Source organism: Escherichia sp. E4702 (genome assembly GCF_963883545.1).
Taxonomy (GTDB): Bacteria; Pseudomonadota; Gammaproteobacteria; order Enterobacterales; family Enterobacteriaceae; genus Escherichia.
In genome coordinates this window covers 82,320-104,329 of the sequence record NZ_CAWORF010000011.1, presented here as the reverse complement: position 1 = coordinate 104,329, position 22,010 = coordinate 82,320, and the positions used below count along the sequence as shown (strand labels likewise).

General features: G+C 52.4%; 18 protein-coding genes and 1 pseudogene. 4 read left to right on the top strand and 15 right to left on the bottom strand.

The window, feature by feature from the left end:
- Window positions 1-21: 21 nt before the first annotated feature.
- Window positions 22-796 (bottom strand): annotated as a pseudogene (locus AACU94_RS04950) (YfbK domain-containing protein).
- A gap of 137 nt (window positions 797-933) precedes the next feature.
- Between AACU94_RS04950 and AACU94_RS04945 the strand changes: the two are divergent.
- Complete coding sequence (locus AACU94_RS04945; protein WP_135489027.1) at window positions 934-1,905, top strand: M28 family metallopeptidase; 972 nt, start codon at window positions 934-936, stop codon at window positions 1,903-1,905.
- Between the two features lie 102 nt (window positions 1,906-2,007).
- Window positions 2,008-2,511: a YfbM family protein gene (locus AACU94_RS04940; RefSeq protein WP_000525358.1), complete on the top strand. Its 504-nt coding sequence runs from the start codon at window positions 2,008-2,010 to the stop codon at window positions 2,509-2,511.
- A 68-nt stretch (window positions 2,512-2,579) separates the two neighbouring features.
- Here AACU94_RS04940 and nuoN read toward each other — a convergent pair whose 3' ends face one another.
- The 14 genes from nuoN to lrhA all read right to left on the bottom strand — a co-directional run bounded on the left by nuoN (window position 2,580) and on the right by lrhA (window position 19,166).
- On the bottom strand, window positions 2,580-4,037 hold the full coding sequence (gene nuoN, locus AACU94_RS04935; RefSeq protein ID WP_000156701.1) for an NADH-quinone oxidoreductase subunit NuoN: 1,458 nt from the start codon (window positions 4,035-4,037) through the stop codon (window positions 2,580-2,582).
- Between the two features lie 6 nt (window positions 4,038-4,043).
- A complete protein-coding gene (gene nuoM / locus AACU94_RS04930) occupies window positions 4,044-5,573 on the bottom strand; it encodes an NADH-quinone oxidoreductase subunit M (protein WP_130216980.1) in 1,530 nt (509 codons plus the stop codon).
- A gap of 165 nt (window positions 5,574-5,738) precedes the next feature.
- Entirely contained in the window at window positions 5,739-7,580 is a 1,842-nt protein-coding gene (gene nuoL, locus AACU94_RS04925) for an NADH-quinone oxidoreductase subunit L (RefSeq protein ID WP_001056622.1), read from the bottom strand.
- Window positions 7,577-7,879 (bottom strand): NADH-quinone oxidoreductase subunit NuoK, encoded by a 303-nt coding sequence (nuoK, locus tag AACU94_RS04920; protein WP_000612644.1) that lies wholly within the window; start codon window positions 7,877-7,879, stop codon window positions 7,577-7,579. Before nuoK ends, nuoL begins: the two co-directional genes overlap by 4 nt.
- A complete protein-coding gene (gene nuoJ / locus AACU94_RS04915) occupies window positions 7,876-8,430 on the bottom strand; it encodes an NADH-quinone oxidoreductase subunit J (protein ID WP_000393511.1) in 555 nt (184 codons plus the stop codon). The genes nuoK and nuoJ overlap by 4 nt, the downstream gene beginning before the upstream one ends.
- A gap of 11 nt (window positions 8,431-8,441) precedes the next feature.
- Window positions 8,442-8,984, bottom strand: a complete 543-nt coding sequence (gene nuoI, locus AACU94_RS04910) for an NADH-quinone oxidoreductase subunit NuoI (RefSeq protein ID WP_000172749.1) — start codon at window positions 8,982-8,984, stop codon at window positions 8,442-8,444.
- Between the two features lie 14 nt (window positions 8,985-8,998).
- Entirely contained in the window at window positions 8,999-9,976 is a 978-nt protein-coding gene (gene nuoH / locus AACU94_RS04905) for an NADH-quinone oxidoreductase subunit NuoH (RefSeq protein ID WP_000118507.1), read from the bottom strand.
- Entirely contained in the window at window positions 9,973-12,699 is a 2,727-nt protein-coding gene (nuoG, locus tag AACU94_RS04900; RefSeq protein WP_135489026.1) for an NADH-quinone oxidoreductase subunit NuoG, read from the bottom strand. Before nuoG ends, nuoH begins: the two co-directional genes overlap by 4 nt.
- Before the next feature lie 52 nt (window positions 12,700-12,751).
- Window positions 12,752-14,089: an NADH-quinone oxidoreductase subunit NuoF gene (gene nuoF / locus AACU94_RS04895; protein WP_000789500.1), complete on the bottom strand. Its 1,338-nt coding sequence runs from the start codon at window positions 14,087-14,089 to the stop codon at window positions 12,752-12,754.
- Window positions 14,086-14,586 carry an NADH-quinone oxidoreductase subunit NuoE gene (nuoE, locus tag AACU94_RS04890; RefSeq protein WP_000545042.1) on the bottom strand — a complete coding sequence of 167 codons (501 nt, stop codon included), beginning with the start codon at window positions 14,584-14,586 and terminating at the stop codon, window positions 14,086-14,088. Before nuoE ends, nuoF begins: the two co-directional genes overlap by 4 nt.
- A gap of 2 nt (window positions 14,587-14,588) precedes the next feature.
- Complete coding sequence (gene nuoC / locus AACU94_RS04885; RefSeq protein WP_000247878.1) at window positions 14,589-16,391, bottom strand: NADH-quinone oxidoreductase subunit C/D; 1,803 nt, start codon at window positions 16,389-16,391, stop codon at window positions 14,589-14,591.
- Window positions 16,392-16,484: 93 nt separating this feature from the next.
- Window positions 16,485-17,147, bottom strand: a complete 663-nt coding sequence (gene nuoB, locus AACU94_RS04880; protein ID WP_000386733.1) for an NADH-quinone oxidoreductase subunit NuoB — start codon at window positions 17,145-17,147, stop codon at window positions 16,485-16,487.
- A gap of 15 nt (window positions 17,148-17,162) precedes the next feature.
- Entirely contained in the window at window positions 17,163-17,606 is a 444-nt protein-coding gene (gene nuoA, locus AACU94_RS04875; RefSeq protein WP_000062997.1) for an NADH-quinone oxidoreductase subunit NuoA, read from the bottom strand.
- A gap of 621 nt (window positions 17,607-18,227) precedes the next feature.
- The gene (gene lrhA, locus AACU94_RS04870) at window positions 18,228-19,166 is read right to left on the bottom strand and encodes a transcriptional regulator LrhA (RefSeq protein ID WP_130216970.1); all 939 of its coding nucleotides are present in this window, start codon (window positions 19,164-19,166) and stop codon (window positions 18,228-18,230) included.
- A 924-nt stretch (window positions 19,167-20,090) separates the two neighbouring features.
- On the opposite strand from lrhA, the gene alaA reads away from it, so the two are divergent.
- Both alaA and yfbR read left to right on the top strand, forming a co-directional pair.
- Window positions 20,091-21,308, top strand: a complete 1,218-nt coding sequence (gene alaA / locus AACU94_RS04865; RefSeq protein ID WP_064526608.1) for an alanine transaminase AlaA — start codon at window positions 20,091-20,093, stop codon at window positions 21,306-21,308.
- A gap of 83 nt (window positions 21,309-21,391) precedes the next feature.
- Entirely contained in the window at window positions 21,392-21,991 is a 600-nt protein-coding gene (gene yfbR, locus AACU94_RS04860) for a 5'-deoxynucleotidase (protein ID WP_135489025.1), read from the top strand.
- Window positions 21,992-22,010: the final 19 nt, after the last annotated feature.

The following is a 22,010-nucleotide window of genomic DNA, read 5'->3' as shown; positions in this document are numbered from 1 at the left end:
CGGCAAACAGATTTATCATTTTTAGTTTTGGGAATTGTTCAGACCTTCCGCCAGCCCAATCAGGCGAATAAATTCCGCTCTGTAGCCTTGTTGATCCGGTCCTTTCGCTTGCCGCGCCCACTGTTCGATCTGCTGCCAGGAGGTATTATTCAGGTATTCAGAACCGCGCAATTTTTGCCCAAATGCAGCGACTGCTGCGCGAAAACGCATATCTTCTGACGGTGCGTTTATTGTGGGTGCCAACGGAAATTCAACTAACTGACTTTCTTTTCCCTGCGGGTATTTCCAACGAATCTTTAACCAGGCCAGTTCTTTCGCTTTATCTGATTTCGCTGATTTGCTATCCGGGGCATAGCGTAACTTATCAATTGATGCTTTTTGCCCATTCAGCGTTAGCTGCCGGTGTCGACGTCAAGGCTAAACGTCGCCAACGGGTTTTGCGCTACCTGCTTAACCGGATTATCATCGAACTGCTGATAGCGAGCGGTTCCTGGATTTGCGATACGTGTAGCTTTTGCTTTAGCCGCTCTTTCAAATGTTGGCGCTTCCTGCAATCGCCCCTGCAAAGCCTGTTTGTCTGAGGATTGTTGCGCTTCATGCTGGGCTAGGTTTTTGCTTTAGCGGCGGCGGCTCTTTGCTCCGCCACTTTTGTTGCCGCTTGTTGCGCGGCAAGTACTTGCTGGTCTGTGGGTGTAGTAGATTGTTGTTGCTGACTTTCCTTATCATCAGATTCCGGCCCACATCCTGACAAAATAAAACCACTAATAAGCAACATGATTATATTTTTATTTCGCATATAAAATCCTTTTAAATAAACTCAGCCACCAGACATAAAATAGACTCTTTGTATAATCCGACCAATCTTAATAAAATACAATCTCGAAACCCATAACAAATAATGATTCAACAACGAAACCCATTAATAATTTGCATATGAAAAAAATAACTTTTCCCTTTTTTATATTGTTCCTGCTTTCACTTCCTCTGATTGTTTTTTATCAACCCTGGGTCAATGCATTACCGCCAACGCCCCAGCACGCAAGTCCCGAGCAATTAGAAAAAACAGTTCGTTATTTTACACAAACTGTGCATCCACGTAGTGCCGACAATATTGATAATCTGAATAGATCCGCAGAGTATATAAAAGAGGTCTTTATCAGTAGCGGCGCCAGAGTTACCGGGCAGGACGTCCCCATTACTGGTGGCCCCTACAAAAACATTGTTGCTGATTATGGTCCTGCCGATGGACCGCTGATTATTATTGGTGCGCACTATGACTCTGCCAGCAGTTACGAAAACGATCAATTAACCTATACGCCGGGCGCGGATGATAACGCCAGCGGCGTGGCAGGATTACTCGAACTGGCACGTTTGTTACAACAGCAAGCGCCGAAAATAGGTGTGCAACTGGTCGCCTATGCGTCGGAAGAACCGCCCTTCTTTCGTAGCGATGAAATGGGGAGCGCGGTACACGCCGCTTCGCTTGAGCGTCCAGTGAGATTAATGATAGCGCTGGAGATGATTGGCTATTACGACTCTGCGCCTGGGAGTCAGGATTACCCTTACTCTGTCATGTCCTGGCTTTATCCCGACCGTGGTGATTTTATTGCTGTCGTCGGCAGAGTGCAGGATATCAGCGCTGTGCGTCAGGTAAAATCTGCGTTGTTATCAGCAACAGAGTTGCCTGTTTATTCTATTAATGCGCCAGGTTTTATTCCCGGTATCGATTTCTCCGACCACCTAAATTATTGGCAACACGATATTCCCGCCGTAATGATTACCGACACCGCTTTTTATCGTAATAAACAATATCACTTACCTGGTGATACCGCAGACAGACTCAATTATCAGAAAATGGCTCAGGTGGTGGATGGCGTTATAACCTTGTTGCAAAATAGTAAATAATAAAAATTCCTCGAGGAGGATCCAGAAAAAGCAACATGCACATTTTATTTTCCCTCGTCTGTTTTAAGATGCGAAAAATTAAATTCAACGGAGGAAAAACAAATGGGAATGATTGGCTATTTTGCAGAAATTGACTCAGAGAAAATTAACCAACTGCTTGAGTCTACTGAAAAACCTTTGATGGATAATATACATGACACGCTTTCAGGATTGCGCCGACTGGATATTGATAAACGCTGGGATTTTTTACATTTTGGCCTGACGGGTACATCTGCATTTGACCCCGCGAAGAATGATCCGCTAAGTCGCGCAGTGCTTGGTGAACACAGCCTCGAAGATGGCATAGATGGCTTCCTGGGATTGACCTGGAATCAGGAGTTAGCCGCGACAATCGACCGCCTGGAAGCTCTGGATCGAAGTGAGCTGCGTAAACAGTTTTCCATTAAGCGACTCAATGAAATGGAGATTTATCCGGGAGTGACCTTTTCAGAAGAGTTAGAGGGCCAACTCTTTGCTTCGATCATGCTTGATATGGAAAAGCTGATTAGCGCGTATCGACGTATGCTGCGACAAGGGAATCATGCGCTGACGGTTATTGTTGGGTGATGGTGTCAAAGGCACCATAAAAAAACCGCCGAACATGTCGGCGGCTTCCTGACTTACAAACTAACAGATTACATCAGCGGCATTGCCAAACGCACAATACTAATCAGCGGTTGTGGCCATACACCCAGCACCAGAACCAGCAGTGCAGAGATCAGCACCACGATACCGCCTGCGCTATACTGCCAGTTTGACGGTGCATCGCGACCCGGTTGTTCCGGTGCGTGCAGGTACAGGCTCACCGCCACACGCAGATAGTAGTAAAGGCCGATTGCCGAACCGACAACCACGGCACCCACCAGCCACCACAAGTGTGCCTGGACACCGACCGCCAGCACGTAGAACTTACCAATAAAGCCCAGCGTCATCGGGATACCGGCCAGAGACAGCATCATCACCGTCATCACCGCCGCGAGGATCGGACGATGCCAGAACAGTCCGCGGTAAGAGAACAGGGAATCAGCATCCGGGCCACGATACGGGCTGGACATCAGGCTGACCACACCGAACGCGCCGAGGCTGCTGAACAGATAACCGGCCAGGTAAACCCCTACCGCTTCCATCGACATCTCGCCGGTTTGCAGTGCAATCAGCGCCACCAGCAGATAGCCGAGGTGAGAGATAGATGAGTAACCGAGCAGACGCTTGATATTGGTCTGGCTCAGCGCCATCAGGTTACCGAAGATGATGGAGGCAAAGGCGATAATCGCCAGCACCACGCGAATCGCTTCGCTGTCACCCACCGGTGCGTAGAGGAACAGACGCATCACCACACCGAAGATAGCGATTTTGCTCGCCGTCGCCAGAAAAGTGGAAACCGGCGCAGGCGCGCCCTGGTATACGTCTGGCGTCCACAGGTGGAACGGCACCAGAGAGAGTTTGAAGCCGAGGCCAACAATCATCAGGCCGAAACCTGCCAGCAACAGCGGCTCGTTGAGCATACCGTCGCCGAGGTTTTTACCCAGCGCGACAAACGACAGGTCGCCAGACTGCGCATACACCAGCGCCATACCGAACAGCAGGAAAGAAGACGCTGCGGCAGAAAGGATAGTGTATTTGATACTGGCTTCCAGAGAACGTTTCTGGCGGAAAGCGTAACCGACCAGGCCAAACAGCGGCAAAGAGATCAGTTCGATACCGAGGAACAGAGACGCCAGATGGTTAGCATTCGCCAGCAGGATCCCGCCCAGGGCGGCAATTAACACCAACAGGTAGAACTCGTCCTTGTTGTCGTTATAGCCTTCAAGCCACGGGTAGGCGAAAGTACAGGTGGCGAGGCTCGCCAACAATACCAGCCCGGTGTAAAGCATGGCGAAACCATCAACGCGCATCAGCGGCGTAACGTCCATAGCGCCCGCCTGGCCGACAAACCAGAGCGAAACCAGCGCCGCGTTAAGCCCAATAACCGAGAGCGTAGCGTTGAGGAAATGATTGCGTCGCCACGCAATGGAGAGCATCACAACCACCACCGTCAAGCCGACGATCAGCAACGGTAGCAGTGCGATCAGGTTTTGTGGAGTTATTGTCATGGCGATTTACGGCCTTGTAGTAGTAACGGAATTAACAAACCACTGCTGGATATTGCCAATCGCGGAGTGCGAGGTATCCAGAATCGGCTGCGGATAGAAGCCCAGCAGTACCAGCAGCACCACCAGCAACAGGATCATAAACAGCTCACGCAGCGACATCCCTGGCAGTTCCTGGCTGGCAATCTCGCTTTTCGCTTTACCGAAGTAAGCGCGATGTAACATCGCCAGCGAATAAACAGATGCAAAGACCAGCCCAAAGGTAGAGATAACGGTAATCACCGGGACAACCTGGAAGCTGCCGAACAGAATCATAAATTCGCCGACGAAGTTACCGGTGCCAGGCATCCCAAGCGTTGCCACCGCAAAGAACAGCGACAGTGCTGGCAGCCATTTCATTTTGCTCCACAGACCGCCCATCATGCGCATGTCGCGGGTATGGATACGTTCATAGAGCTGACCGCAGAGAATAAACAGACCCGCCGCTGACAAGCCGTGCGCAATCATCTGAATTACCGCGCCCTGGTAGGCCAACTGGCTGCCGGTGTAGATGGCAATCAGCACGAAGCCCATGTGGGAAACCGAGGTGTAGGCGATCAGACGTTTGATATCGGTCTGGGCGAAGGCCATCCACGCACCGTAGAAGATGCCGATAACACCCAGCCACATAGCGATTGGCGCAAACTCTGCCGACGCGTTCGGGAACAGCGGCAGGGAGAAACGCAGCAGACCGTAAGCGGCGGTTTTCAGCAAGATCCCTGCGAGGTCCACGGAACCAGCGGTCGGTGCCTGGGAGTGCGCATCTGGCAGCCAGCCATGCAGCGGAACCACCGGCATTTTCACCGCGAAGGCGATGAAGAAGCCCAGCATCAACAGATATTCCACACCACTGGACATCGGCGTATTCAGCAGCTCTTCATAGTTGAAGGTCCAGACGCCGGTCGCATTGTAGTGAACAAAAACCAGCGCCAGGATGGCGATCAACATCACCAGACCACTCGCCTGGGTGTAAATGAAGAACTTGGTTGCCGCCGTGATACGCGTTTTACCGTCAGAAGCTTTATGCCCCCACAGTGCGATCAGGAAGTACATCGGCACCAACATCATTTCCCAGAAGAAGAAGAACAGGAACATGTCGATGGCAAGGAACACGCCGATAACGCCGCCCAGGATCCACATCAGGTTGAGGTGGAAGAAGCCCTGATATTTTTCGATCTCGTTCCACGAACAGAGTACGGCCAGCACGCCGAGCAGACCGGTCAGCACGACCATCAGCAGTGACAAACCATCAATGGCGAGATGGATAGAGATACCAAAACGCGGGATCCACGGCATGTCGAATTCAGACTGCCACTGCGGAATTCCGGCGGATTGCGTCAGTGAATAACCGCCCTGCAACCACAGTTGCAGCGACAGCGCCAGCGTCAATCCCATGGTGATCAGCGCGATCCAGCGCGGCACCTTGACGCCAAAGCGTTCGGTCTGCCAGCACAGGAAGCCGCCAATAAAGGGAATTAATATTAGCCAGGGTAGTAACATGGCGATCTTTATTCCTTGTAAAAGTCCCGTCAGGACCGGATTTTCAACGAATTCTCACGACAGAAAATTCTCTTCGGATTGTGGTTGTAGTGTCGGATGCGCCGCGAAGACGGCTTATCCGACCTACGTTCTTATATGCCCAGGGGCAAGCCCACAATCCTTAACTCAACGCAGTACCATCAACAGTGCCAGCACCACGACCGCACCGATGCTCATGGATGCCACATACCAGCGCAGGTAGCCGTTCTCGCTTAACAGCAGGCCTTTACCTGCAAAGCGGGAAAGAACCGCCGGGATGTTCATCATTGAGTTCAGCGGATCGCGTTTCAGCAACCAGGCAATACCCAGGAACGGCTTGACGAACACTTTGTCGTACAGCCAGTCAAAGCCCCAGGCGTTGTACCACCAGGTACTCAGCAGGCGGCCCGGCGCACTGTTGGCGATGGAGGTCACCAGAGTACGTTTACCCAGCCACAGCCAGGCTGCCAGCAGAATGCCGACCACCGCGACCACGCCAGAGGTAATTTCCAGGGTCAACATGCTGCCGTGCGCCAGCTCCGTCGTTTGCGGAAGCACGCCCTGCAACGGCGGTACAATCAGTGCGCCAACGAAGGTGGAAAGGATCAGCAGCACAATCAGCGGCAGGCTGTGAGTTACCCCTTTCACGGCGTGAGCGTGAATTTGTTCTTTTCCGTGGAAGACAATGAAAATCATACGGAAGGTGTAGAGCGAGGTCATAAACGCACCGACCAGACCTGCCACCATCAGATTGATATGACCATTCGCCATCGCACCCGCGAGGATCTCATCCTTACTGAAGAAGCCCGCAGTGACCAGCGGCAGTGCCGACAGTGCTGCGCCGCCCACCAGGAAGCAGAGATAAACCAGCGGAATAGATTTACGCAGACCGCCCATCTTGAAGATGTTCTGTTCGTGATGGCAGGCCAGAATGACGGAACCGGATGCCAGGAACAGCAGCGCTTTAAAGAACGCGTGAGTCATCAAGTGAAAAATCGCCGCATCCCATGCCTGCACGCCAAGCGCGAGGAACATGTAGCCAATCTGGCTCATGGTAGAGTAAGCGAGAACACGTTTGATATCGGTCTGTACCAGCGCGGCAAAACCGGCCAGCAGCAGCGTAACCGCCCCGACAATGCCCACCAGATGCAGAACTTCCGGCGTCATCAGGAACAGGCCGTGGGTACGGGCGATCAGGTAGACACCCGCGGTTACCATCGTTGCAGCGTGGATCAGCGCGGAGACAGGCGTCGGGCCCGCCATCGCGTCGGCAAGCCATGTCTGCAACGGCAACTGCGCAGATTTACCGACCGCACCGCCCAGCAGCATCAGCGTCGCCCACATCAGCATGTTATTGCCGTCAGCAAAGTGCGCTGGTGCCAGTTCCACCATTTCGCGGAAGTTCAGCGTACCCAGTTCGTTGTAAAGAATGAACAGTGCGAAAGCGAGGAACACGTCACCCACACGGGTCACGACGAACGCTTTCATTGCCGCTGCGCCATTCTTCGGATCGGTGTAATAGAAACCGATCAGCAGATAGGAGCACAGGCCCACGCCTTCCCAGCCGAGGTACATCAGCAGCAGGTTATCGGCGAGAACCAGAACCACCATGCTGGCGATGAACAGGTTGGTGTAAGCGAAGAAGCGAGAGTAGCCCTCTTCACCACGCATATACCAGGAGGCGTACATGTGGATCAGGAAACCCACACCGGTGACCACTGAGAGCATGGTCAGCGACAGGCCGTCCAGCACCAGGTTAAAACCGATGTTAAAGTCGCCTACCGACATCCACGTCCACAGCGGCTGGCTGTATGCCTGCTCGCCGTTAGCGAAGAAGTCAACGCCGATAAAGGCAGTTACCAGCGCCGCCAGGCCCACAGAGCCAACGCCGACGATCGCCGAGACGTTTTCAGACCAGCGCCCACGGGAGAACGCCAGCAGGACGAAGCCAATCAATGGCAAAATAATGGTTAAGGCAAGCATGTTCATCCGCGCATCTCACTTACTGAATCGATGTTCAGGTTCTGGCGACGACGGTGAAGCTGCAGCAGCAGCGCAAGGCCGATACTCGCTTCTGCCGCCGCGAGGCTGATGGCGAGAATGTACATCACCTGACCGTCGGTCTGGCCCCAGTAGCTTCCGGCGACCACAAAGGCCAGCGCGGAAGCGTTAATCATGATTTCCAGACCAATCAGCATAAACAGCAGATTGCGACGGATAACCAGACCGGTTAAGCCAAGAACGAATAAGATTGCCGCGAGGATCAGTCCATGTTGTAAGGGGATCATGCGTGCTCCTCCGTTTTTCTTTTCGCGCTGTCGTCTTTACGATTGCTCAGCACTTCACCCGCACGCTCTTCACGACCGACGTGGAAGGCCACAACCAGACCCGCGAGCAGCAGCATAGAGGCCAGTTCCACCGCCAGTACGTAAGGCCCAAACAGCGTAATACCCACTGCTTTAGCACTGATTGGCGTACCGTCGATACCCTGATCGTTAACACCGAGAATGGCGTAAACAATCACCACCAGCATGATGGCCGACAAAATTGCCGGACCAATCCACACCTGCGGTTTCAGCCACTGGCGTTCCTGTTCGATTTCTGAACCGCCCAGGTTGAGCATCATCACCACGAACACGAACAGCACCATAATGGCACCCGCGTAGACGATAATTTCCAGCGCACCGGCGAAGTAAGCGCCTAGTGAGAAGAACACCCCGGAAATCGCCAGCAGCGAAATAATCAGGTACAGCAGTGCGTGTACCGGATTGGTATGGGTGATCACTCGCAAGGTCGCAAGTATGGCTATCAGGCCACAGATATAAAAAGCGAACTCCATTGCCCCTCTCCTTACGGTAACAGGCTCTTGACGTCGATAGGCTTGGCTTCGTTCTCTGCTTCGCCCTTATCTTTGCCGTCGATTGCCATACCTGCCATCCGGTAGAAGTTATATTCCGGGTATTTGCCCGGACCGGAGATCAGCAGATCCTCTTTCTCGTAAACCAGATCCTGGCGCTTGTATTCCCCCATTTCGAAATCCGGGGTTAACTGAATCGCCGTGGTCGGACAGGCTTCTTCGCACAGACCACAGAAAATGCAGCGTGAGAAGTTGATGCGGAAAAATTCCGGATACCAGCGACCGTCTTTGGTTTCTGCTTTTTGCAGCGAGATACAGCCGACCGGGCAGGCTACCGCGCAGAGGTTACAGGCTACGCAACGCTCTTCGCCGTCCGGGTCGCGGGTCAGAACGATACGACCACGATAACGGGGCGGCAGATAGACCGGCTCTTCCGGGTACATTCGCGTTTCGCGTTTGGCGAACGCGTGCAGGCCGATCATCCAGATACTACGAACCTGGGTGCCGAAACCTACTAACAATTCTTTTAAGGTCATGGTCTTATTGCCCCTTATTGCGCCTGCCAGAGAATGACAGCCGCCGTTACCAGCAAGTTGATCAGCGTCAGCGGCAGGCAGATTTTCCAGCCGAAGGACATTACCTGGTCATAACGCGGACGCGGTAACGACGCACGAATCAAAATGAACATCATCATAAAGAACGCGGTTTTCAGCGCGAACCAGATGAATGGCGGTAACAACGGGCCTTGCCAGCCACCGAAGAACAGCGTCACCATCAGTGCAGAGATGGTCACAATCCCGATGTACTCACCCACGAAGAACAGACCGAACTTCATACCGGAATATTCAATGTGGTAACCATCCGCCAGTTCCTGCTCGGCTTCCGGCTGGTCAAACGGGTGACGGTGACACACCGCCACGCCCGCGATGGCAAAGGTAATAAAACCAAAGAATTGCGGGATGACGTTCCACACATGCGCCTGGCTGTTGACGATGTCGGTCATGTTGAATGAACCGGCCTGCGCCACCACGCCCATCAGGGAAAGCCCGAGGAACACTTCGTAGCTCAGGGTCTGCGCAGAAGCACGCATCGCACCCAGCAGCGAGTATTTGTTGTTACTTGACCAGCCCGCAAACAGCACCGCGTAAACCGCCAGACCTGCCATCATCAGGAAGAACAAAATCCCGATGTTCAGGTCGGCAACCACCCAACCCGGACTGACCGGCACAATTGCAAAGGCCAGCAGCAGCGAGGTAAAGGCAATCATCGGTGCCAGGGTAAAGATGACGCGATCCGAGAATTTCGGGATCCAGTCTTCTTTAAAGAACATTTTGATCATGTCCGCGACCAGCTGGAGCGAACCGCCCCAGCCAACACGGTTAGGTCCGTAACGGTTCTGGAACAGACCCAGCAGGCGACGTTCGCCAAAGCTCATGAATGCCCCACAGGTGACAACCACCAGCAGGATCACCACCGCTTTGAGGATGGTCAGCAGGATCTCAATCAGTTCCGGTGATATCCAACTCATTGTTGTGCCTCCTTGAGATCCTCAAGATGCGCGCCAGCCAGCACCGGAGCAATGCCGGACATACCCATCGGCAAGCCCACCTGCCCTGCCGTCAGCCCTTCGGCGATTTCAACCGGCAGCGTGACCGTGTTGCCATCGTAACTAAAGGAGACACTTGTCCCCGCATTCACGCCCAACTTCGCGGCATCCGCTGGGTTGAGTTTGATGTACGGTTGCGGCATACGGCTCTGGAAGACCGGAGCACGCTGTGACAATTCATCGCTGCCAAACAGGTGGTAGTACGGCGCGATACGCCATTTCCCGTCCTGCGGCTGGAAGCGTGCCGGTACACTGGTGAAGTAATCCAGACCATTTTCGCTGGTTTCAAACAGACGCACGCCCGGATCGCCAAAGCGCAGTTTGCCGCCCACTTCGTCCTGGAATTTGTTCCACGCCTGCGGGGAGTTCCAGCCCGGCGCCCATGCAAACGGCACTTGCGAACGGTGCGCGGTCGGCTGGTTGTTACCTTCCATCGAGAAGGTGAACATGGTGTCAATATCCTGCGGTTGACGCGGCTCATGAACGCTGATGTTGGCGCGCATGGCGGTACGACCGCTGTAACGGTGCGGCTCACGGGCCAGTTTCTGCCCACGAATGCGGAATGTCGCATCCGGTGCAGCATCTTTGATACCTGCCAGTTCCGGGATTTTCGCCACAACGGCGTCAATCACGTGGTCGAGCTGCGTCCAGTCCACTTCACGGCTCAGCAGGGTGCTGTGCAGCGAGTGTAACCAGCGCCAGCTTTCCAGCATGACAGTTTTGCTGTCGTAATAGGACGGGTCGTAAACCTGGAAGAAACGTTGGGCGCGGCCTTCATTATTAATTACCGTACCGTCGCTTTCAGCAAAGCTGGCGGCGGAAAGCACCAGATGGGCGTTTTCCATAATCGCTGTGCGTTGATGGTCAACCACCATCACCAGCGGCGCTTTAGCCAGCGCAGCATTCACGCGGGTAGCGGAAGCGTGACGATGCAGATCGTTCTCCAGCACAACCACCGCGTCGGCGCGTCCGGTTTCCAGTTCGGTTAACGCTTCTTCAAGTGATCCACCGCCCATAATGCCCAGCCCCATGCTGTTGACGGAACGGGCAACCATGGTGATACCGACGTCAGCGCCGCGACCTTTCAGGGCTTTCGCGACGTTAGCCGCAGCCTGAATCACCTCTAAGCTACCGGCGTTCGTCCCGGAGATAATCAACGGTTTCTTCGCACCAGCCAGTGCCTGCACGATGACGTCGATTTTGCTTTGCAGCTCAGGTTCGATACCGTCAACCGCTGGCGCGGAGTTATCCAGCGCATGGGCGATGGCAAAACCTAAACGCGCCTGATCTTCAACCGGTGCGCGGTAAGTCCACGCCGCGATATCATCCAGACGGGTGTCATCAACGTTGGTAACAAACAGCGGATGCTTCGCACGTTGGCCGATGTTGAGGATTGCCGCAATCTGCCAGTCAGCCACTTTCTGTGCTGCCGCCATTTCGCGTGCTTTTCCTTTCACCGCCTGACGCACTGCCAGCGCGACGCGCGCGCCGGTCTGGGTAACGTCTTCGCCCAGCACCAGTACCGCATCGTAAGATTCGATTTCGCGCAGTGCCGGCGTATAAATGCCGCCTTCACGCAGCACTTTCAGCGCCAGTTGCAGACGCTCCTGCTCACCGTGAGCGATACCGGTATAGAAGTTTTCTTCGCCCACCAGCTCACGCAGCGCAAAGTTGCTTTCCACGCTGGCGCGCGGAGAACCAATGCCGATCACTTTCTTCGACTGACGCAGAATATCTGCTGCGCCCTGCATTGCCTGTTCGGCGTTGAGGGTAATGAAATCATCGCCACGACGCTGTACTGGCTGACGCGGACGATCTTTCAGGTTGACGTAACCGTAACCGAAACGACCACGGTCGCAGAGGAAGTAGTGGTTTACCGTACCGTTGTAACGGTTTTCGATACGACGCAGTTCGCCATAACGCTCGCCGGGGCTGATGTTACAGCCGATGGAACATTGCTGGCAGATGCTCGGCGCAAACTGCATATCCCATTTACGGTTGTAACGCTCGGAGTGCGTTTTGTCGGTAAATACGCCGGTCGGGCAAATTTCGACCAGGTTACCGGAAAATTCGCTTTCCAGCGTGCCGTCTTCCGGGCGACCGAAGTAGACGTTGTCGTGCGCACCGTAAACGCCCAGATCTGTACCGTCAGCGTAATCTTTGTAGTAACGCACGCAGCGGTAGCAGGCGATGCAGCGGTTCATTTCGTGAGAGATGAACGGCCCCAAATCCTGATTACGGTGGGTACGTTTAGTGAAACGGTAGCGACGGAAGGTATGCCCGGTCATCACGGTCATATCCTGAAGATGGCAGTTACCGCCTTCTTCACATACCGGACAGTCGTGCGGGTGGTTGGTCATCAACCACTCGACCACACTTTCACGGAACTGTTTCGCTTCTTCGTCGTCAATGGAAATAAAGGTGCCATCGGAAGCCGGTGTCATACAGGACATCACCAGGCGACCACGCGTGTCTTCCGCGTTTTGGTATTGCTTCACCGCACACTGGCGGCAAGCACCGACGCTTCCCAGCGCCGGATGCCAGCAAAAGTAAGGAATATCAAGGCCCAGAGACAGACAAGCTTCCAGCAAGTTGTCCGCTCCGTTGACCTCGTATTCTTTGCCGTCTACATGAATTGTAGCCATTAGCATGCTTCCAGTTTTCTCGGTCAGGGACCGAGCGTTAATCGAAATTCGGTTACCAGCGCTCTTTCAGCAGGTTCGGCTGAATCCCATTAATCAAATGGGTATTGCTGAACGGCTGTTTGATTCCCGCCTCAAATTCTTCGCGGAAATATTTGATGGCGCTCTGTAACGGCTCCACTGCACCAGGTGCGTGGGCACAGAAAGTTTTACCCGGGCCTAAGAATCGACACAGTTGCTCAAGTGTTTCGATATCACCCGGCTGGCCTTCGCCACGCTCCAGCGCACGCAGAATTTTCACGCTCCACGGCAGACCGTCGCGGCACGGCGTACACCAGCCGCAGGACTCACGGGCGAAAAACTCTTCCAGGTTACGCACCAGCGACACCATGTTGATCTCATGGTCAACCGCCATCGCCAGCGCCGTACCCAGACGGCTTCCCGCTTTACCGATACTTTCGAATTCCATCGGCAGGTCAAGGTGCGCTTCGGTCAGAAAGTCAGTCCCCGCGCCGCCTGGCTGCCAGGCTTTGAATTTCAGACCGTCACGCATACCACCGGCGTAGTCTTCGAGGATCTCACGCGCGGTAGTACCAAACGGCAGTTCCCACAGGCCCGGATTTTTCACCCGACCGGAGAAGCCCATCAGCTTGGTGCCAGCATCTTTGCTTTTCGAGATGTTCTGATACCACTCCACGCCGTTTGCGAGGATTGCCGGAACGTTACACAGGGTTTCGACGTTGTTGACACAGGTCGGTTTACCCCATGCGCCGGAGGTTGCCGGGAATGGCGGTTTTGAGCGCGGGTTAGCGCGACGCCCTTCCAGGGAGTTGATTAACGCTGTTTCTTCGCCGCAGATGTAGCGCCCTGCCCCGGTATGGACGAACAGTTCGAAATCGAAACCTGTTCCCATAATGTTTTTGCCAAGCAGCCCTGCTTCGGTGGCTTCGGCAATGGCACGGCGCAGATTCACTGCCGCTTCGATATACTCGCCACGCAGGAAGATGTAGCCACGGTAAGCTTTCAGCGCAAACGCGGAGATGAGCATACCTTCCACCAGCAGGTGCGGCAGTTGCTCCATCAGCAGGCGGTCTTTATAGGTGCCCGGCTCCATTTCATCGGCGTTACACAGCAGGTAACGGATGTTCATGGATTCGTCTTTCGGCATCAGGCTCCATTTCAGGCCAGTCGAGAAGCCCGCGCCGCCGCGCCCTTTCAGACCAGCGTCTTTTACCTGATTAACGATTTCGTCCGGAGACAGCCCGGTCAGCGCCTTACGCGCGCCTTCGTAACCGTTTTTGCTGCGGTATTCGTCCAGCCACACTGGCTGTTTGTCATCGCGCAGACGCCAGGTCAGCGGATGCGTTTCGGGAGTACGGATAATGTTTTTCATTTATACCGCTCCAGCAGTTCAGGGATCGCTTCCGGGGTCAGATGCGCGTGAGTGTCCTCATCGATCATCATGTTTGGCCCTTTATCACAGTTCCCCAGGCAGCAAGTTGGCAGCAGCGTAAAGCGGCCATCAAATGTCGTTTGCCCTGGTTTGATGTTCAGCTTTTTCTCGAGCGCCGCCTGAATACCCTGGTAACCGTTGATATGACAAACCACGCTGTCGCAATAACGGATCACATGGCGGCCTACCGGCTGACGGAAGATCTGGCTGTAGAACGTTGCCACACCTTCGACGTCGCTCGCCGGAATACCCAGCACATCGGCGATCGCGTGGATCGCGCCATCCGGCACCCAGCCACGCTGCTTCTGAACGATTTTCAGCGCTTCAATGGACGCCGCACGCGGGTCTTCGTAGTGGTGCATCTCGTGCTCAATCGCTTCACGCTCTGCCGCACTCAGCTCAAAAGCCTCGGTTTGTGGTTGTTGATTCTCGTGCATAATTAGCGGTCCACATCTGACATAACAAAATCGATACTGCCCAGATAAACAATCAGGTCAGACACCAGGCTGCCGCGGATCGCCGCCGGAATTTGCTGCAAATGCGCATAACTTGGCGTACGGATACGGGTGCGATAACTCATGGTGCTGCCGTCACTGGTCAGGTAGTAACTATTGATCCCTTTAGTCGCCTCAATCATCTGGAAGGATTCATTGGCAGGCATCACCGGACCCCACGACACTTGCAGGAAGTGGGTGATCAGGGTTTCGATATGTTGCAGCGTGCGCTCTTTCGGCGGCGGCGTGGTCAGCGGGTGATCCGCTTTGAACGGGCCTTCCGGCATGTTGTTGAGGCACTGCTCAAGAATGCGCAGACTCTGGCGCAGCTCTTCCACTTTAAGCATTACGCGGGTGTAGCAGTCAGAAACACCACCACCCACCGGGATTTCAAAGTCGAAGTTTTCATAGCCAGAATAAGGACGCGCCTTACGCACGTCGAAGTCGATCCCGGTAGCACGCAGGCCCGCGCCAGTGGTGCCCCACTCCAGCGCCTCTTTCGCGCCATAGGCGGCAACGCCCTGGGAACGACCTTTCAGAATGGTGTTTTGCAGCGCCGCTTTCTCGTAAGACGCCAGACGTTTCGGCATCCAGTCGAGGAACTCACGCAGCAGGCGATCCCAGCCACGCGGCAGGTCATGCGCTACGCCGCCAATACGGAACCACGCCGGGTGCATACGGAAACCAGTGATTGCTTCCACCAGATCGTAAATTTTCTGACGATCGGTAAAGGCGAAGAACACGGGCGTCATTGCGCCGACGTCCTGAATAAAGGTCGAGATATACAGCAGGTGACTGTTGATGCGGAACAGTTCGGAGAGCATTACGCGAATGACGTTAACGCGATCCGGCACGGTGATCCCGGCCAGTTTCTCTACCGCCAGCACGTAAGGCATTTCGTTAACGCAGCCGCCGAGGTATTCGATACGGTCGGTATACGGAATGTAGCTGTGCCAGGACTGGCGTTCGCCCATTTTCTCCGCACCACGGTGGTGGTAGCCGATGTCGGGTACGCAGTCGACAATCTCTTCGCCGTCGAGTTGTAAAACGATACGGAAAGCCCCGTGCGCCGACGGGTGGTTCGGGCCGAGGTTGAGGAACATGAAGTCCTCGTTTTCGGTGCCGCGCTTCATCCCCCACTCTTCCGGTTTGAAGGTCAGGGCTTCCATCTCCAGATCCTGTTTGGCTTTGGTCAGCTCAAACGGCGAGAATTCGGTAGCGCGCGCTGGGTAATCTTTACGCAGCGGGTGACCTTTCCAGGTTTGCGGCATCATGATGCGGCGCAGGTTCGGGTGACCGTCGAAAGTAATGCCAAACAGATCCCAGGTTTCACGCTCATACCAGTTAGCGTTCGGGAACAGTTTGGTGAAGGTCGGTACGTGCAGGTCGTTTTCTGCCAGCGCCACCTTCAGCATGATGTCGCGGTTACGATCGATAGAAATCAGATGGTAGAAAACGGAAAAATCCGCGGCAGGTAACCCTTCGCGGTGTGTGCGCAGACGTTCGTCCATGCCGTGTAAGTCAAACAGCATGACGTAAGGTTTCGGCAGTTTCTTTAAGAAATCGCCCACTTCCAGTAATTGTTCACGCTTGATCCACACAACGGGAACCCCGGTGCGAGTCGCCTGAACAGTAAAGGCATCCGGCCCAAAACGGTTGCGCAGTTCGCCAATCACCGGATCATCAAGATGATCGCGGGTCTGCCAGGCGGGTTCTTGCGCGGTTAAGTCGGTCATATTGTTCACCATTGCAAATGGTCCGTGGTGACTGTCGGCGCAGTAAGCTTCGCGAAATAGATTTAGGAATAAGCGAAGAAAAATCCCTTTGCCGACAGGCGCAAATTAAATCTCGTCAGGTGTACGCAGGTTGGTTACGGCAATGCGTTCACCGCGCTTGCGTTCGCGCTCTGATTGCATATTGGCGCGATAAACGCCCTGATCGCCAACCACCCAGGAGAGCGGACGACGTTCTTTGCCGATAGATTCCTGCAACAGCATCAGTGCCTGCATGTACGCTTCAGGACGCGGCGGGCAGCCCGGGATATACACATCAACCGGGATGAATTTATCGACGCCCTGCACGACGGAATAAATATCGTACATACCGCCGGAGTTGGCACAGGCACCCATTGAGATAACCCATTTTGGTTCCAGCATCTGGTCATAAAGACGCTGAATAACCGGTGCCATTTTGGTAAAGCAGGTTCCTGCAACCACCATCAGGTCAGCCTGACGCGGCGAAGCACGCAATACTTCTGCGCCAAAACGCGCCACGTCATGCACCGCGGTAAACGAAGTCACCATCTCAACGTAACAGCAGGAAAGACCGAAGTTATACGGCCAAATTGAGTTTTTACGACCCCAGTTAACCATGTCATTGAGCTTGCCCATAAACACGTTTTTGTTAACTTCTTGCTCCAGAGGGTCGGTTACGATCTCCTGCTTTTGCAGGGGGTAACGGTCGTTCTCACCGTTGGGATCTATGCGGGTGAGCGTATAATCCATCTTAATGCCTCGCGGTTAGCGTTGACGATTAGCGATACTGTTCGTTTCCGGGTTCATACGCTCGCGGCGTGAACGCGCGGGCGTCCAGTCCAGCGCGCCAATACGCACCAGATAAACCAGACCTGCCAGTAACACAAAAATAAAAATTGCAGCTTCCACAAAGCCTACCCAGCCGCTTTCGCGGATAGAGGTTGACCATGCGAACAGATACAGCGCTTCAACGTCGAAGATAACGAAGAACATGGCCACCAGATAAAACTTGGCGGACAGGCGTAAGCGGGCGGAGCCGACCGAGTCGATACCGGATTCAAACGGCACGTTTTTTGACCTCGCGCGTGCGCGACCGCCCAAAAACCAACCGCCTACCAGCATCAGGCAACACAGGCCAATGGCAACGATAAGAAAGATAGCGAATGCCCAGTGATGAGCGATGACTTCAGTGGATGTTGACATACTCATTGCTTACTCATCAAAAGTAGCGCCAGATTCACTGCTCTTCACGGCAGATGGACGCCACATCGATTCATGGGGAGGAATAAAAAAAACCTTACAACTGCTGTAGTAACAATTTTACACAGTGAATTGATGTGGTCTTTTACCCCTTTCTATAACCTTTTGTCAACTTTAACAAAAGTTTCTTCACATTAATTTACATAATACCAACAACTTTTGCATTTAATGCTCTTCATCCCAGATCATTGACGACTCCAGGAAAATTAGATGTTGTTGAATCGTGTCCGTTGTGAAGCAATGGAAAAAATACGGGTCTATTTTGACAGGAATTTGTGTCGATTCCTCCCCCTAAAAGAGAGTATTTTCTTGATCTGTGACACGCTTTTGTTAATCCATAACAAAAACACAGCAACAAGTTCACGTATTTTTTAACATCATTGTAGCAGGAGATTTTTATCCGGCGATTTTTTGTTCGCGCGTATAGAGAATGGCGAGCGGTTGAAAAATGAACATTTTTGTTCAATATCAGGAAAAGTCGTTATCATTTATTGTAAAAAAAAGCCACTGACGTTCAAAAAAACAATCAGTGGCTTGTTTTTACAAATGTGGTTATCTGGTACCAGACAATTATTCGTAATCGCCTTCAATTAACAGAGAATCATCCCCTTCATGGGTACCTATCGTGCTGAACTGCCATGGATTCTGATAACTCTCCATTGCCTGGTATATCACCTGGGCCAGTTCATTACCGCTGGACGGATCATAGCAGAGCAAATATTCGGTATCTGGCAGTGGTGGTAAACCGTCCACAGCACTCAAGACGCGCAGGTCCGGACTCATCATCTCAACCGGCCTGGCCGTTACACCCAATCCCGCTTTCACGGCAGCACGGACCGCCGGCAACGTGGAGGCGACATAAGCCAGACGCCATGGAATATCTGCTTTATTGAGTGTTGCCAGAACCATATCGCGGAACGGACTAGGATCATCCAGCAACACCAGAGGGATCGGCTCGCCTTTTTGCAATACGTATTCCGCAGCGCAATACCAGTGCGTTGGAGAAGTTCTCAGGTTCAACGCCTTAAAGGTACCAGGACGATTTGTGGTAACCATTAAATCCACTTCCTGGGACTTCAGCATATCTGCCATATAGGCATTACGCTTAACGCGGACATCCAGCGCAAGTTTCGGATAAACCGAACTCACGCGATTAAGTAGGAAAGGTAAGATCGTATCAGCAGATTCATCTGAAGCGCCGATTGTTAACACGCCCTGAAGATTACTGAACATCAATGATGAGCAAGCTTCATCATTAAAACGCAGGATCTTCCTGGCATAGCCAAGAAGCTGAATGCCATGTTCAGTTAACAGTTTGTTACGACCATGCCGAGCGAACAGTTCTTTCCCAACGAGTTGTTCAAGACGTTGCATTTGCTGACTAACAGCGGACTGAGTACGACACACGGCGGCAGCTGCGGCAGCAAAAGTGTTCAGATCGGCAACAGCAACAAATGTTCTCAGCAGATCGAGGTCGAGGTTAATTATCGGACGATTTGCACTTATCATATATTATCACTTACTGGCGGCTCATACTGAGCTGGTTAATGCTGTGCACACACAAACAAGCAATTCCATTTGTAATGTGCCTCCCTGGCAGTTTCATCCGGAAGTCTGGATGAAAGTTAAAATGCATATGAGTTGCACTAATAAGAACGACTCACATTGTTCCGTTATAATGCCTGAAGTAGTTCACAGAATATATCTTCAGGAATCGCATATCTATTAAGTTACTCACTCTTTTCTATTTATGACATGCGAGTGTTTGTGTAAATGTAAATGTTGTTCCTTGTTCCACTACTAGCAAAGCGGCGCCAACCCAGCGTGAACACGCATAAGCGGCGATGATTTGTCTGCATCAAAAGTGGGGCTTCCGTCATTTAAGCGAGCATTTTACCCTAAAACCCATTTATTTATAAGGGCCATTGCGAATTATCTGATGCAAAGTTATGTTATGTTAGGCAAAGTAATCTTCTATTATTAATAAGCACAACAAAACCTTTTTGAATATTAAATAATAATTAATTAGCACACCCTGCATTCATTAATTCCGCTTAACAATAGTTTCGCACGTCATCACCTATACGACACTTCGGCGATCACTACTCTGTTAATGTTTCACTTATAATGAAAATATCATGAATATGTTATGTTCGCGATTTCTTAAATCAAAGGAAATTCGCACATTTATCTACCAGACAAAAAACTATGCATTAGATTAATACTTAGAATAAATCACTACAAAACACAAATCATTAAGCATATGCATCTCAATATTTAACGATTATTAAGTTATTAACAGCACATTCCCTTCTTTTACTCTCGCAAAATCTTGTTCTGCAGAACTTCAAAACACCGCCTCGGGGGAGTACATTGTTCTAAGCTGACTTCCACGGCAGGGAGTGGCGATAACAGCAAAAAAGGTCAAGATTCATGTCACCCATTGAAAAATCCAGCAAGTTAGAGAATGTCTGTTATGACATCCGTGGTCCGGTGCTGAAAGAAGCAAAACGCCTGGAAGAAGAAGGTAACAAGGTATTGAAACTGAACATCGGCAACCCTGCCCCGTTCGGTTTTGACGCTCCTGATGAGATCCTGGTTGACGTGATACGCAACCTCCCGACCGCTCAGGGCTATTGTGATTCAAAAGGCCTCTACTCTGCGCGTAAGGCCATCATGCAGCACTATCAGGCGCGAGGCATGCGTGATGTTACCGTGGAAGACATTTACATCGGCAATGGTGTATCGGAGCTTATCGTTCAGGCAATGCAGGCCTTGCTGAACAGCGGGGATGAAATGTTGGTTCCTGCACCTGATTACCCACTATGGACAGCGGCGGTTTCGCTCTCCAGCGGTAAAGCGGTGCACTACCTTTGTGACGAGTCCTCTGACTGGTTCCCGGACCTTGATGATATTCGCGCTAAAATTACGCCTCGTACGCGCGGTATCGTTATTATCAACCCGAACAACCCTACCGGCGCGGTTTATTCCAAAGAGCTTTTAATGGAAATTGTGGAGATTGCGCGTCAGCATAATCTCATTATCTTCGCCGATGAAATTTACGACAAAATTCTCTACGACGACGCCGAGCATCACTCGATTGCGGCGATGGCGCCTGACCTGCTGACCATTACCTTTAACGGTCTGTCGAAAACGTATCGTGTGGCAGGCTTCCGTCAGGGCTGGATGGTGCTGAACGGGCCGAAAAAACACGCCAAAGGCTACATCGAAGGTCTGGAGATGCTGGCCTCAATGCGACTTTGCGCCAACGTTCCCGCACAACACGCGATTCAGACCGCATTGGGCGGCTATCAGAGTATCAGCGAATTTATCTTACCAGGCGGGCGTCTTTACGAGCAGCGTAATCGCGCATGGGAGTTGATTAACGACATTCCAGGCGTTTCCTGCGTGAAGCCACGCGGCGCGCTGTACATGTTCCCAAAAATCGACGCCAAACGTTTTAATATTCACGACGACCAGAAGATGGTGCTGGACTTCCTGTTACAGGAAAAAGTTCTGCTGGTTCAGGGGACGGCTTTTAACTGGCCGTGGCCGGATCACTTCCGCATAGTTACGCTGCCGCGCGTTGATGATATCGAACTGTCATTAAGTAAATTCGCTCGTTTCCTTTCTGGCTATCATCAGCTGTAATCTTAAATTCACTGCCGGAGATTGCATCCGGCAGTGTTATCCCCCCACAATGATCTCATGAAGTTATCACACGCAAGGTCGTTATGAAGCAGAGCCATTTTTTTGCCCATCTCTCCCGTCTGAAACTCATTAACCGCTGGCCGTTAATGCGCAATGTACGGACAGAAAATGTGTCTGAGCACAGTTTGCAGGTGGCGATGGTCGCCCATGCGCTGGCAGCCATTAAAAACCGTAAGTTTGGCGGAAATGTCAACGCTGAACGCATCGCTCTGCTGGCGATGTACCACGATGCCTCTGAAGTGCTCACAGGCGATCTCCCTACCCCAGTGAAATATTTCAACTCGCAAATCGCTCAGGAATACAAAGCCATTGAAAAAATTGCCCAACAAAAGCTGGTCGATATGGTTCCGGATGAGTTGCGGGATATTTTCGCGCCATTAATCGATGAAAATGCGTATAGCGATGAAGAAAAGTCGCTGGTGAAACAGGCTGATGCACTTTGTGCCTATCTGAAATGTCTGGAAGAGCTCGCAGCCGGAAATAATGAATTTTTGCTGGCAAAAACGCGGCTGGAAGCGACGCTTGAAACGCGCCGCAGCCAGGAGATGGACTACTTCATTGAAGTCTTTGTTCCCAGCTTCCATCTTTCGCTCGATGAGATTAGCCAGGATTCGCCACTGTAAGCAGACAGATACCAGCGTC

Bases quoted from the DNA above. Each gene is read 5' to 3' on its own strand.
- AACU94_RS04945 (WP_135489027.1), top strand. From the start codon at position 934: ATGAAAAAAATAACTTTTCCCTTTTTTATATTGTTCCTGCTTTCACTT.
- AACU94_RS04940 (WP_000525358.1), top strand. From the start codon at position 2,008: ATGGGAATGATTGGCTATTTTGCAGAAATTGACTCAGAGAAAATTAAC.
- nuoN (WP_000156701.1), bottom strand. From the start codon at position 4,037: ATGACAATAACTCCACAAAACCTGATCGCACTGCTACCGTTGCTGATC.
- nuoM (WP_130216980.1), bottom strand. From the start codon at position 5,573: ATGTTACTACCCTGGCTAATATTAATTCCCTTTATTGGCGGCTTCCTG.
- nuoL (WP_001056622.1), bottom strand. From the start codon at position 7,580: ATGAACATGCTTGCCTTAACCATTATTTTGCCATTGATTGGCTTCGTC.
- nuoK (WP_000612644.1), bottom strand. From the start codon at position 7,879: ATGATCCCCTTACAACATGGACTGATCCTCGCGGCAATCTTATTCGTT.
- nuoJ (WP_000393511.1), bottom strand. From the start codon at position 8,430: ATGGAGTTCGCTTTTTATATCTGTGGCCTGATAGCCATACTTGCGACC.
- nuoI (WP_000172749.1), bottom strand. From the start codon at position 8,984: ATGACCTTAAAAGAATTGTTAGTAGGTTTCGGCACCCAGGTTCGTAGT.
- nuoH (WP_000118507.1), bottom strand. From the start codon at position 9,976: ATGAGTTGGATATCACCGGAACTGATTGAGATCCTGCTGACCATCCTC.
- nuoG (WP_135489026.1), bottom strand. From the start codon at position 12,699: ATGGCTACAATTCATGTAGACGGCAAAGAATACGAGGTCAACGGAGCG.
- nuoF (WP_000789500.1), bottom strand. From the start codon at position 14,089: ATGAAAAACATTATCCGTACTCCCGAAACGCATCCGCTGACCTGGCGT.
- nuoE (WP_000545042.1), bottom strand. From the start codon at position 14,586: ATGCACGAGAATCAACAACCACAAACCGAGGCTTTTGAGCTGAGTGCG.
- nuoC (WP_000247878.1), bottom strand. From the start codon at position 16,391: ATGGTGAACAATATGACCGACTTAACCGCGCAAGAACCCGCCTGGCAG.
- nuoB (WP_000386733.1), bottom strand. From the start codon at position 17,147: ATGGATTATACGCTCACCCGCATAGATCCCAACGGTGAGAACGACCGT.
- nuoA (WP_000062997.1), bottom strand. From the start codon at position 17,606: ATGAGTATGTCAACATCCACTGAAGTCATCGCTCATCACTGGGCATTC.
- lrhA (WP_130216970.1), bottom strand. From the start codon at position 19,166: ATGATAAGTGCAAATCGTCCGATAATTAACCTCGACCTCGATCTGCTG.
- alaA (WP_064526608.1), top strand. From the start codon at position 20,091: ATGTCACCCATTGAAAAATCCAGCAAGTTAGAGAATGTCTGTTATGAC.
- yfbR (WP_135489025.1), top strand. From the start codon at position 21,392: ATGAAGCAGAGCCATTTTTTTGCCCATCTCTCCCGTCTGAAACTCATT.